Below are 12,266 nucleotides of genomic sequence, written 5' to 3' on the forward strand. Positions count from 1 at the left end.
ATGGTCGATTCCGGAGAACTGACTTCTTCTGACAGCCAGCCGCAGGAACACCACCTGCGGCTGGCTGTTCCCGCATCTCTCGAGAAGTTCGACAACCGCTTCACCGAGTGGGCGTGGGGGCTCCTCAAACTCGACTTCACCGGCATCGCGTTTGCCGCGTTCTTCTTCTGCTGGTCTCTGACGCCGTCGTTGCTGCCGCGCGATTGGCTCTTCCAAGGTCTGATCGGCGGCATCAACTCGGCCATCGGCTACGGCGTCGGCACCGCGATCGGTTGGGCTGTGGAGCGATACCTGCTCAGCGGTCGACGGTGGTGGCCCCTGCCCGAGCCGGTGCCTTCCGCGATCAAGGTCTTCGTACCGGTCGCATCCATCGTCGCGGCGATCATCATGTTGGTCTACGCCGCCGGGTGGCAACGCGAAATTGCGGCGCTGACCGACGCCGAAGGCACAACCACCTCCGGCTACATCCGAACCCTCGGATTGAGCCTCTTCATCGGCGGCCTGCTCATCTCGATCTGGCGGGTCCTCCACGATCTGGTGAAACTGATTGCCCGACAGCTGATGCGGCGGTTCCACTGGTCGCGGTCTGTGGCCAATGGTGTCGGCGTCCTGGTTGTCACCGTCCTGTTCTTCATGTTGGTCGACGGCGTCCTCGTTCGCGGAATCTATGCCGCGACCAACTCGATCTTCAGTCTGCAGAACTCGACCACTCGAGACGGCGTCGTCGAACCGCAGGATCCGATGAAATCGGGCAGCCCCGAATCTGCTGCTCCCTGGGACACATTGGGGTTCGAGGGGCGCAACTTCGTCTCGCGTGGACTGGACGCCCAGGAACTCGAAGCGGCAACCGGTAACCCTGCGATGGATCCGATTCGCGTGTATGCCGGACTCGAAAGCGCCGAAGATCCCGAAGAGCGTATGGATCTGGTCATCAAGGAACTGGAGCGAACCGGCGCCTTCCAACGCAAGGTCCTCGTGGTCATTCCGACGACAGGTACAGGGTGGGTCAATCCCACTGCGGCACAGGCAATCGAGCTTGTACATGGCGGCGACACTGCTCTCGTCGCCAGCCAGTACTCGTACCTGCCGAGTTGGATCTCGTTCCTCGCAGACCAGGAGAAGGCGCAAGCTGCCGGTCGCCTGTTGATCGAGCGGGTACACGAAAGATGGCTTCAGGAACCGGAAGCCACCAGGCCGAAGTTCATGGTCTACGGCGAGAGCCTCGGCGTCATGGCCGGCGCGGGGGCATTCGACACACTGCAAGCGGCGCGCGATACCGCCGACGGAATTCTGTGGGTAGGTCCACCGAACGCGACGCAGTTGTGGCGTTCGATCGAGAAGAGGCGCGATCCCGGCACTCCCGAAGTGGCGCCCGTGTACGCGGACGGTCTGGCCGGAGTCCGGTTCGCGGATCGCTCCGAAGACATCCCGACCGACGGTATGACGTGGCCGCAGCCGCGAGTTCTGTTTGTCCAGCATCCTTCCGATCCGGTGGTGTGGTGGTCACCCGACCTCATGTTCAACCGGCCCGAGTGGCTCAAGGAAGTACCGGGATTCGACCGCTCACCGTCGATGAAATGGTTCCCGGTCGTGACGTTCTGGCAGGTGTCTGCAGACCTCGGTAACGCCGCGGGAGTTCCGGACGGTCACGGTCACAATTACGGAACCTCCGTTCTGGACGCCTGGATCAGCGTCGCCCAGCCCGAGGGATGGACGGCCGCAGAAACCGAGCGGGTGCGTTCGGCGTTGGTTGTCGCCGTGAAATCCGAGGGCCCAGAGAAGTGAGGGGAGTCGCCTCGATCGCGCTCTCCGCCGCAGCGATCACCTGGAGCAACGTCGTGCTTCCGGCATTCGGTCTTTCGCCTCGCGCTCGCGCCGTGGTCAACACCGCGGCCGGTCTGTCGGCCATCGGAGTCTTACTCGCACGTGGTTACACCCGCGAGGAACTCGGATTGGCACACACCGGAATTCGTGGTGGTGCCCAGTTCGGCGGAGCCGCGGCCGGGGCGGTCCTCACCGGCTACAGCGCCGCTCTGGTTGTCCCGTCCTTGCGTGCGACACTCGCTGCCGACGAGCGAGCAGACGGCCGTGAGGACTTCCTCGAATGGATCATCTTGCACATCCCCTTCGGCACGGTGCTTTCCGAGGAACTGTTGTTCCGTAGCGCGATGTCCGCAGTCTGGAATCGTGAGCTGAACCGTCCCACCGCGCAGGCTGTTCATGCACTGACTTTCGGGTTGTGGCACGTCGCCCCCGCCCGCGGTGCCGGCGACAACGTTCCCGCTGCAGTGGCATTCACCGGCGCGTCGGCACTGCTGTTCGAGTGGCTGCATCGCAGGGGTGGCAGCGTCCTCGCACCGGCATTGCTGCACCTCGCGACCAATGCCGGTGGCGCACTTGCCGTTCGTATCGCTACTCGAAGACAAGGAGTGAACTGATGCCGCCCCGCCGCGCCGTCGACCCCGCCGAATTCCGTGCCGCAGTCCTGGCTGTCGGCCCGTGGCTTCGCGATCCGGAACTTCCGAAGCCTTCTCGCGCTGAACTCGGCGCCGCAGTGAAGATGAGTGCGCGCACTCTCGAACAGATCGCCCCCGGATCGAGCGTCGAGGTGCGGGTGCCGCCGTTTGTCGCCGTGCAATGCATCGAAGGTCCACGTCATACGCGCGGAACCCCGCCAAACGTCGTCGAGACGGACGCTCGCACGTGGTTGCAGATGGTCACCGGACTGCTCGAGTTCTCCGAGGCCGCAGGTGACGGACGAGTCGACGCATCAGGTAGCCGCGCCCCCGAAATTGCGCACTGGCTCCCACTGCTCCGGTTGGCGTAGTGACAGAGACCATCCGGTTCGCTTCGGCGTGATCTGAGGCCCAAGGCTGCCCTCAGGGGAAGTGTGTCCCAAAATGGCCGTAGACTGTGGATGCCCCCCAACCCCTGCCCACAAAGGGAGCGCCCGGTGACTCGTGCCGATCTGTCGGTCAACAGTCCAAATCTCCTCGCTTCGAACCCGTCCGACGAGGACGAGAACGAGCCCCGCGAAGAATGCGGTGTATTCGGCGTCTGGGCGCCGGGAGAGGATGTGGCGAAGCTCACTTATTACGGCCTGTACGCACTTCAGCACCGTGGTCAAGAAGCTGCCGGCATTGCGGTAGCCGACGGCTCCCAGGTGTTGGTGTTCAAGGATCTCGGCCTGGTCAGCCAGGTATTCGACGAGCAGACTCTCGCAGCGATGCCAGGACATGTCGCCGTCGGACATTGCCGTTACTCCACCACCGGTTCCACGACGTGGGAGAACGCGCAGCCCATCTTCCGTACGACCACTGCCGGTACCGGCATCGCGCTCGGCCACAACGGCAACCTGGTCAACACCGCTGAACTCGCGAGCCGCACCCGTGCAGCCGGCCTGGTCAACGACAAGCGCCCCAATGCCGCGACTTCCGACTCCGACCTCATCGGTGGTCTCCTGGCACACGCTGCCGGCGACAGCACCATCGAACAGGCCGCGATGGAATTGCTTCCCACGTTGGAGGGCGCGTTCTGCCTCACCTTCATGGACGAGCACACGCTGTACGCAGCGCGCGATCCGCACGGCATCCGCCCGCTCTGCCTCGGTCGACTCGACCGCGGTTGGGTAGTCGCCAGCGAGACCGCAGCCCTCGACATCGTCGGCGCGTCGTTCGTTCGCGACATCGAGCCCGGTGAGCTACTCGCGATCGACGCAGACGGCGTCCGCTCCTCGCGTTTCGCGAACCCGACTCCCAAGGGTTGTGTCTTCGAGTACGTCTACCTCGCGCGTCCCGACAGCGTCATCGGTGGCCGTTCGGTCCACTCGACCCGCGTCGAGATCGGCCGTCTGCTCGCCAGCGAGCACCCCGCCGAAGGCGACCTGGTCATCCCCGTTCCCGAGTCCGGCACCCCCGCCGCCGTCGGGTATGCCCAGGGTTCGGGCATTCCTTACGGCCAGGGTTTGATGAAGAACGCTTACGTCGGCCGTACCTTCATCCAGCCGTCGCAGACGATCCGTCAGCTCGGTATCAGGCTCAAGCTCAACCCGCTCAAGGAAGTCATCCGCGGCAAGCGGCTTGTGGTGGTGGACGATTCGATCGTCCGCGGTAACACTCAGCGTGCGCTCATCCGGATGCTCCGCGAAGCCGGCGCCCTCGAAATTCACGTCCGTATCGCCTCGCCGCCGGTCAAGTGGCCCTGCTTCTACGGCATCGACTTCGCCTCACCGGCCGAATTGATTGCCAACGGAGCAGGCGGACAGGATGCGACGTTCGAGGAAATGCTCGACGGTGTGCGTCGTTCCATCGGAGCGGACACGCTCGGATACATCTCCACCGAAGGCATGATCGCCGCGACCGAGCAGCCGGCCAGCCGTCTGTGCGCCGCGTGCTTCGACGGGACCTACCCGATCGCGCTTCCCAAGGAAACGTCGATCGGCAAGAACGTCCTCGAGGGGATGCTCGAGAGCACCGCAGGTTCGACGGCCACTCGCGACAACGACAACGCGAGCGCGCTCAGCCGCCCCTGAACACCGAAAGCTGCAGAGCACCGAAAATCGATAGCCGAGAATCTGCCGTCCACAACATGTGGGCGGCAGATTTTCTGTTCCACGACTTTCCGTTCGACGACACGGCATACGTCGTGAGCATCTGGCATAGTGCCCTCCGTGGCGCAACTGAGAATGGATGGGCACCGGGTACTGGTCGCAGACCTGGTGGGGGACACCATCAAAGCGATCAACGGTTCGATGGTGGCGTACGAGGGTGCGATCACCTTCAAGAACGCCGGTATGGGCGGTGGCGGAGGGTTACGTGCCGCGCTGAAACAGAAGGCGGCAGGTGAATCACTGTCCCTGATGGAAGTCAGCGGACAAGGCACCGTCTACTTCGCGGTCGACGCCCAGGACATCACGATCATCGAACTCGACAACGACGCTCTGCACGTGGAAGCGTCACAGTTGCTCGCACTGGTCGGACAGCTGCGAACCGATGTGAAATTTGCCGGCCTCCGCGGCGCAGGTTCCGGACAGGGCTTGTTCACGACGGTCGTCAGCGGCACCGGTCTGGTGGCCGTGCTGTCGAAGGGCGGACCGATCATCGCGCTCGAAGTCAGCCCGCAGTATCCGCTGGTTGCCGATCCCGACGCATTCGTCGCTCACCGCGGCCAGCTCAACCAGAGCTTCGTCACCGACGTCACCTGGCGCTCCGCGATCGGCGGTGGCAGCGGTGAAGCGTTCTCGCTGCGATTCGACGGATCCGGAGTCGTCTACATCCAGCCCGAGGAGCGCTGAACCATGCCGTTGGAATTGGTGAACAGCAAGGTCGTCAAGTCGACCCTCGCGCCTGGCCAGAACGTGCTCGCCCGCACCGGGTCGATGCTCTACTACACCGGTGACGTCCGCTTCATCCCGCACAGCATGGGCGGTGGGCCAGGCGCCATGCCGAACATGGGCGGTATCGCCGGGATGGCCGGCCGCATGATGTCCGGCGAGCATGCACGCATGATGGCGGCCGAGGGAAACGGTGAGGTCTTCTACGGGCACGCCGGTTTGTATGTCGAGGTCATCCACCTCGACGGTTCGTCGATGCTCACGGTCGAAGCCGACCGACTCCTCGCACACGACGGTTACCTCCAGAGTTCGATAGTCGCTCTCACGTCGCAGGGCGGTGTGCGCGGAGCGGTACGCGGAGCGATGACCGGTCAAGGGCTGTTCACGACGCAGTTGCACGGACAGGGAAGCGTCGCGGTTCTCTCGCACGGGGGCGCGATTCCGTTGCAGGTCGGTCCGAACAATCCTCAGGTCGTCGTCGACCCGCAGGCATACGTGTGCCACATCGGTCAGATCAACGTCGACATCTCCGCGAACGTCGGCTGGCGCGAGGCCGTCGGCAAGGGCTCGGGGGAGTCCATCCAGCTGAAGATGACCGGCGCCGGCACCGTCTGGGTCCAGGCGTCCGAGCAGAAGTTCTGAGAGGGCAAAGAGCATGGGTATCGAAATTCACAATCCGGCAACTCTGCCCGCCAACGACAACGTCCCGGGCAACGACTACGCCTTCTGCGTCGAGATGGCCGGACAACCGTGGTTCACGTCCAAGGGCGCGATGATCGCGTACTACGGAAACATCAACTTCGAGCCGCTCGGGCGCACGAGCATGACGGCGATCGTCGCGGCCAGGTTCTCTTCGCCGCTCTACGCGGACGACTGGGTGCTCGCCCAGGGGCAGGGCAAGTTGATCCTCGGCGACCGCGGATTCAACATCAATTCCTACGACCTCGACGACGGCAACCTCACGATTCGCGCGGCCAATCTCCTCGCCTTCGAGACGAGCCTGGACCTCAAACAGTCCATCGTCCCAGGCTTTTTGACGCTGCTGGGAACGGGCAAGTTCCTGGCGTCGTCCAACGGCCCGGTCATGTTCGCGGAGCCGCCGCTGCGCATCGACCCGCAGGCGTTGGTGGGTTGGGCCGACTGCCCGTCGCCGTCCCATCACTTCGATGCGGACTGGATGCAGAGCTTCCTGGGCGCGGTTCGGGGAAGCATGTTCGGCGCGAATACCGGTGAAGAACGCCAGTTCGATTTCACCGGAGCCGGCACGGTGCTGATCCAGTCGAGCGAGAAGGTCGTCCACGACGGGCACCTCCTCAAACACATCGAATCCGAGACCGTTGCACTCGGGCAGAACAGTCTGCGAGCGCTGCACTCCTCGATCGGTGCGCGGCTGCAGAACTGACGTCTCGGGGTACGCGAGGTCTCACCGAGGGGGGCGGTCCGGTAGCGTATGGGCGTAATCGTCGGTATTTGTGTGCGCGCTCTGGGTCTCGAGTCGAACGATCCATCTCGCGTCACGAGGATTGCAAACACTTCACATTGCAAGACCACTTACCTGTGCACGAGCAATACGTGCTCGCGAGAAATACAAGGCTGGAGTAGTAACCCGATGACCGAGGACAGTCACCGCACCGCAGGCGCCTCCTACGCGGCAGCAGGAGTCGATATCGCCGCAGGCGACCGGGCGGTGGAACTCTTCGCCCCTCTGGCCAAGAAGGCCAGCCGCCCCGAGGTCATGGGTGGCCTCGGTGGTTTCGCCGGCTTGTTCTCCCTCAAGGGTGACTACAAGGAGCCGCTGCTCGCCGCATCGACCGACGGCGTCGGAACCAAGCTCGCTGTCGCGCAGGCGATGGACAAGCACGACACGGTCGGACTCGACCTCGTCGCCATGGTTGTCGACGACCTCGTCGTCTGTGGCGCCGAGCCGCTGTTCCTTCAGGACTACATCGCTGTCGGCCGAGTCATCCCCGAGCGCGTCGCGGAATTGGTCAGCGGCATCGCTGAGGGCTGCATCCAGGCCGGTTGCGCTCTCCTCGGTGGCGAGACCGCCGAGCACCCCGGCATCATGGCCGACGGTGACTACGACCTCTCCGCCACCGGCGTCGGTGTCGTGGAGGCCGAGAAGCTGCTCGGACCGGACCGCGTTCGCCCCGGCGACGTCGTCATCGCCATGGGCTCGTCGGGACTTCACTCCAACGGTTACTCGCTGGCCCGCAAGGTCCTGCTCGAGATCGACCGCATGAACCTGAGCGCACACGTCGACGAGTTCGGCCGCACCCTCGGTGAGGAACTGCTCGAGCCCACCAAGATCTACGCCAAGGACTGCCTGGCACTCGCTGCCGAGACCGACGTGCGCACGTTCTGCCACGTCACGGGTGGTGGCCTTGCCAACAACCTCGCGCGCGTCATGCCCAAGGGCTTGGTCGCCGAACTCGATCGCGGAACCTGGAGCCCCGCTCCGGTGTTCGCGATGATCGCGCAGCGCGGACGCGTCGAGCGCGCCGAGATGGAGCAGACCTTCAACATGGGTGTCGGCATGGTTGCCGTCGTGGCGCCCGAGGACGTCGACCGCGCACTTGCCGTCCTGACTGCACGCCACATCGACTGCTGGACGCTCGGTAGCGTCAAGAAGGCGTCGGACGCCGCTGCAGAGCGTGCGTTCCTGGCCGGAGACCACCCGCGCTTCTAGACCGCAACGTCAGCTGCCCCATCGGAGAGATCCGGTGGGGCAGTTTTGTGTGTCCGTACAAGCAGGCGCGGGGCAGAAAATGGAACGCAAAAATGAGGAAGAGCGATCAGCTCTTCCTCATTTCACAGTCTGCGCGGTGGCAGTGCGCGGTCAACGCCGCCAGTCGTCGTAGTCGTCCTCTCGCGCATGCCCTTCCCTATCGGAAGTCTGGTCCGATCGGACACTGCTCCGATGCGAGTTGGTCGATCCACCTGCGAGCTCTCTTTGCAGGCTGTCGAAATCCGTGGTCGGTACGCTGTACTTCAATTCGCGTGCAACCTTGGTCTGCTTTGCCTTAGCCCGGCCGCGGCCCATGGCTGACCCCCTCGCGCTTTCGCGGGGCGGCCTGGGGAATTTGGCGGCCCCGTTTGAGTGTGTAAGTTTCCTGACACACACTCTAGCGTGGAAAAGTCGCTTCCGCTTCCACGAACGCCTCACCGCCGTGTCTGATTGCTCTCACTATGGCCGCGAGCTGCCAGGATGCTGAAAGAACTCGTCAGAACTTTGTGAGAACTGCTCAGAAGTTTCCGGGAATTGCGCGAATCGTCCCCACTCGGGCGTCCCCGCCGAAGACCGGAGCGGATGCGAGAGCCGCCAATTCCTCGGTCCACTCGGTGTTCATTCGCTTGAGCAGAGCTGCCGCCAATGGCAGGAGCGCCCGCTCGTGGCCGTCGTCGATCTTGAGGGCGAAAGCGGAACCGTCGGGAAGCGCTCCGGCGTAGATGCCGTCGTATCCGGTCTTGGAGAACAGACCCGGCACGGCGGACATCAGGCGCTGATCGTTGCGGCCCGTGCCCGAGACGAGGAAGGGGTTTTCGCGGACCGCGTCGGCCACAGCCCGTTCAGGGGAGTCCGGCTCAGCCGAGGGCAGGCGTCCGAATGCCCGAGCCAGGTTCGTGAGCGAAAGCGGGACGATCGGGAGACCACAACCGTCGATGCCGAGTTCCTGCTCTTCCTCGCCGCTGAGATCGAAGATCGTCTCCTGGATCGCGAGTTGGAGGGGATGGGTCGGCTCCATGTACGTCTCGAGCGGCCAGTCGTTCACGACGCACGTCGCGAGCATCGCGGAGTGCTTGCCCGAGCAGGTCATGTAGATCGGACTGGGAAGTTCGCCCGCTGCGATCAGTTCGGCTCGGGCCAGCTCGTTGCCCGGCAGATCGGAGGGGCACTGCAACTGGTCGACACCGAGCTGGTAGCGAGCGAGAAGCGCGGCGACCAATTCGATGTGATCGGCCTCGCCCGCATGTGAGGACGACGCGACGGCCAACTCTTCCGGACTGGTGGGTGCAAAGCCGTTACGAAGCGCAGCGACGGCTTGCAGCGGCTTGTTCGCCGAGCGCGGGTAGATGGGTGTGTGAATCTCCCCGAGTCCGACAACGACCTCGCCGTCGGCGCCCAGAATGACGGCCGATCCGCGATGCACGCATTCGCGGAATCCGGAGCGGACCACTTCCACCAATTCGATACTCACGAGTGCACCTGCGCTTCTGCTTGTTCGATGAACCTCTGGACGCGCGCGGCGACGTTCGGTGCAAGATCGGTGTGTTCTGCGAGGAGCCGTCGGAGTCTCTCGGGGTCGGTTCCGGCAAAGACTTCTCGAACAGTCACGCCGTGATCCGGTACGTGGACTCGGGTGACCGAGTCGCCCGCGGCGATCGTGCCGGTCCGGTTGACGCGAAGGTAGGCGCCGACGTCGGTCCGCTCGGTGAATCTTTTGACCCAGCCCTTTTCCGCGGCCCAGATGCCGAAGGTGCCGCACGGGACGCGGGGAGCGGTTACCTCGAGTTCGAGAACGTCCGACGCCTCGGCTCCGGTGATGTGCCAACGCTCGCCGATCACGGCGTCCGTGACGAGCATTCCGCTGATGTGGAGGTTCTCGCCGAACCACCCCGGGGCGAGCGGTCGGCCCAACTCGTCCGACCATCGCTGCGCTTCGTCGCGCTGATACGCGTAGACAGCTTGGAAGGCGCCGCCGTGGAATTCGGTGTCGCAGACGTAGTCGCCACCCAGGCCGAGTCGGCCGACCGCTACGCGGCCGTCGACGGGACGCTTGTCGATCGCGGTCCGGGGGACTCGCCTGACGCCACTGTCACGTTCGGTGTGGACGACGCAGACCGCGTCGACCATGCCCGTCACTTTCCGCGCAATCGGTTGACAGCCTCACGTCCGGCCTGGGGTGCGTCGTCCGCGACGATCGAATCCGGATCGATGGACGCAGCGCTGGGGCCGGCCATCAGTTCGGTGTCGACCGGAATGTTGCGCTTGATCAGAGCGAGCGCGATCGGGCCGAGTTCGTGATGATTGACGACGGTCCCGACACGTCCGACTGCCCGTCCGCCCGCCGTGATCGGATCACCCGGTTCCGGGACCGCTTCGGCGCTGCCGTCGAGGTGCAACATGACGAGATGGCGCGGGGGCTTGCCGAGATTGTGAACCCGGGCGACGGTTTCCTGACCGCGGTAGCAGCCCTTGTCGAGGTGGACGGCGCCGTGTTCGGCCGGCCCGCCGATCCAGTGGACCTCGTGCGGGATCGTCCGCTCGTCGGTGTCCAGTCCGAGGCGAGGCCTCCTCGCTTCGACGCGGAGCGCCTCGAAGGCCCAACTTCCGGCGGGCTTGGCACCGGCATCGGTCAGCTTGGTCCACCACGCCGCCAGTTGCTCACGTGGGACGAGCAGATCGAAAGAGTCCTCGGTGGGCCACGGCATGCGGCGGACGAACCCGCCGTCGGCCAGCGCGAGAGCGTCGTAGGCATCGGTTGGTGTCTGCACGCCGATCGCGGAGAGGACAGCTGGGGATTCGGGACCGACCAGGCTCAATACCGCGAGTTCGTTGCCGTCCCGAGGCTCGGCCTTGGACCAGAACACCATCTTCTTCAAGAAGGAGAGGAGGTCTGGCCCGCGGTCGGCTTCGGTGTCGATCCAGGTGACACCGGCCAGGTCCGTCTGCACGAAGTGGTGCTCGACGCGTCCGTTGACATCCAGGCTCAGGTTCTCGGCACTCTTGCCGTCGGGGAGCGCGGCGATGTGCTGGCTCGAAATCGTGTGCAGCCACGTGAGGCGTTCGTCGCCGGGAATGGCGATCACGAATCTGTGACTGCGGTCGACCACCACTGCTGCGCGCTGCGCGGTTCGCTGTTCACCGAGGGGATCGCCGTAGTGCCATGCGACACCGATGTCGGCCGAACCGTCCGGTGCGGTGACCGCGCCGGGGGAAGTCAGAAGTGGGCTGTTGGGCACAAGAGCGTTGTCGACCACAAGACCAGTCTAGGAGTGTGGGCGGGATCGCGGTTACAGGGCGGCCCCGGCGGCTTGGCGGATCGTTAGGGTTGATGGCATGCCTGATCGCGTATTGGTGACTCTCGACCATGAGGTGCTCGATGCTGACGCACCGTTTCTGCACGCCGACGACCTGGCGGTGGTGCGCGGCGACGGAGTCTTCGAGACGCTGTTGGTACGCGACGGTAGGGCGCGGGTGGTCGAGGGACATCTGAGTCGACTGGTTCTGAGCGCGCGGGCACTGGGTCTGCCCGCCCCCGTTCTCGATGACTGGCGTCTGGCGATCGAGATGGCAGCCGAGGAGTGGGGGACCGAGAAGGAAGGCGCTCTTCGTCTCGTTCTGACTCGCGGCAGGGAGAGCGGCGACAAGCCGACAGCCTTCGTGATGGTCGGTCCGGTGGCCGATCGGGTCAGACAGGTCCGCGAATCGGGGCTGTCGGTGATGACTCTCGAGCGAGGTTTCTCGGTCGATCTCTCTGCCCGGGCACCCTGGCAGCTACTGGGCGCGAAGACGTTGTCCTACGCAACCAACATGGCAGCGCTCCGATATGCGGCGAATTTGGGTGCCGACGATGTGATCTTCGTCAGTTCCGAGGGCAATGTGTTGGAGGGGCCACGCTCGACGGTGGTGATCGTTCGGGACAGGACTTTGATCACACCGCCTCCCGCACAGGGCATTTTGATGGGTACGACGCAGCGTGCCCTCTTCGACGTTGCCGGCAGTGCTCGCTTCGATTGCCGATACGAAACCCTCCGACCTGCGGATTTGATTGCGGCCGACGGAGTGTGGATGGTTTCGAGCGTCACGCTGGCCGCACGCGTCCATACACTCGACGGGCTCGCATTGCCAGAGCCGAAGGTCTCCGAGGAATTCGCGGAATTGGTTGAACGTGCAATTGATTCGGATTCAGCAGGGCGATAGGCGAATAGG

13 protein-coding genes are annotated in these 12,266 nt (G+C 64.3%); 9 read left to right on the forward strand and 4 right to left on the reverse strand.

Annotation, left to right across the window (positions count from 1 at the left end; genetic code table 11):
• From H7C86_RS27210 to purM, 8 genes are all read left to right on the forward strand, one after another.
• Entirely contained in the window at positions 1–1,785 is a 1,785-nt protein-coding gene (locus H7C86_RS27210; protein WP_020970624.1) for an alpha/beta-hydrolase family protein, read from the forward strand.
• Positions 1,782–2,438, forward strand: coding sequence for a CPBP family intramembrane glutamic endopeptidase (locus tag H7C86_RS27215; protein ID WP_019745102.1), 657 nt, complete (start codon positions 1,782–1,784; stop codon positions 2,436–2,438). Before H7C86_RS27210 ends, H7C86_RS27215 begins: the two co-directional genes overlap by 4 nt.
• Entirely contained in the window at positions 2,438–2,827 is a 390-nt protein-coding gene (locus H7C86_RS27220) for a sterol carrier family protein (protein ID WP_003939745.1), read from the forward strand. The genes H7C86_RS27215 and H7C86_RS27220 overlap by 1 nt, the downstream gene beginning before the upstream one ends.
• A gap of 126 nt (positions 2,828–2,953) precedes the next feature.
• Entirely contained in the window at positions 2,954–4,531 is a 1,578-nt protein-coding gene (gene purF, locus H7C86_RS27225; protein ID WP_003940541.1) for an amidophosphoribosyltransferase, read from the forward strand.
• A 153-nt stretch (positions 4,532–4,684) separates the two neighbouring features.
• The gene (locus tag H7C86_RS27230; RefSeq protein WP_020970622.1) at positions 4,685–5,293 is read left to right on the forward strand and encodes an AIM24 family protein; all 609 of its coding nucleotides are present in this window, start codon (positions 4,685–4,687) and stop codon (positions 5,291–5,293) included.
• Positions 5,294–5,296: 3 nt separating this feature from the next.
• Positions 5,297–5,974, forward strand: a complete 678-nt coding sequence (locus H7C86_RS27235) for an AIM24 family protein (protein WP_003939918.1) — start codon at positions 5,297–5,299, stop codon at positions 5,972–5,974.
• Between the two features lie 13 nt (positions 5,975–5,987).
• Positions 5,988–6,734 (forward strand): AIM24 family protein, encoded by a 747-nt coding sequence (locus tag H7C86_RS27240; RefSeq protein WP_019745100.1) that lies wholly within the window; start codon positions 5,988–5,990, stop codon positions 6,732–6,734.
• A gap of 207 nt (positions 6,735–6,941) precedes the next feature.
• Positions 6,942–8,021 (forward strand): phosphoribosylformylglycinamidine cyclo-ligase, encoded by a 1,080-nt coding sequence (gene purM / locus H7C86_RS27245; RefSeq protein WP_003940225.1) that lies wholly within the window; start codon positions 6,942–6,944, stop codon positions 8,019–8,021.
• Positions 8,022–8,171: 150 nt separating this feature from the next.
• Here purM and H7C86_RS27250 read toward each other — a convergent pair whose 3' ends face one another.
• From H7C86_RS27250 to H7C86_RS27265, 4 genes are all read right to left on the reverse strand, one after another.
• Positions 8,172–8,375, reverse strand: coding sequence for a DUF3073 domain-containing protein (locus H7C86_RS27250; protein ID WP_003940337.1), 204 nt, complete (start codon positions 8,373–8,375; stop codon positions 8,172–8,174).
• 202 nt (positions 8,376–8,577) lie between these two features.
• Positions 8,578–9,531 (reverse strand): asparaginase, encoded by a 954-nt coding sequence (locus H7C86_RS27255; protein ID WP_003940365.1) that lies wholly within the window; start codon positions 9,529–9,531, stop codon positions 8,578–8,580.
• A complete protein-coding gene (locus H7C86_RS27260) occupies positions 9,528–10,196 on the reverse strand; it encodes an MOSC domain-containing protein (protein ID WP_019745099.1) in 669 nt (222 codons plus the stop codon). The genes H7C86_RS27255 and H7C86_RS27260 overlap by 4 nt, the downstream gene beginning before the upstream one ends.
• On the reverse strand, positions 10,193–11,314 hold the full coding sequence (locus tag H7C86_RS27265; protein WP_020908934.1) for a folate-binding protein YgfZ: 1,122 nt from the start codon (positions 11,312–11,314) through the stop codon (positions 10,193–10,195). The genes H7C86_RS27260 and H7C86_RS27265 overlap by 4 nt, the downstream gene beginning before the upstream one ends.
• A 79-nt stretch (positions 11,315–11,393) precedes the next feature.
• Here H7C86_RS27265 and H7C86_RS27270 point away from each other — a divergent pair, with 79 nt between their 5' ends.
• Complete coding sequence (locus tag H7C86_RS27270) at positions 11,394–12,257, forward strand: aminodeoxychorismate lyase (protein ID WP_019745097.1); 864 nt, start codon at positions 11,394–11,396, stop codon at positions 12,255–12,257.
• Positions 12,258–12,266: the final 9 nt, after the last annotated feature.

Origin of the sequence: Rhodococcus sp. UFZ-B548 (genome assembly GCF_903819475.1) — a bacterium.
GTDB lineage: Bacteria > Actinomycetota > Actinomycetes > Mycobacteriales > Mycobacteriaceae > Rhodococcus_F > Rhodococcus_F erythropolis.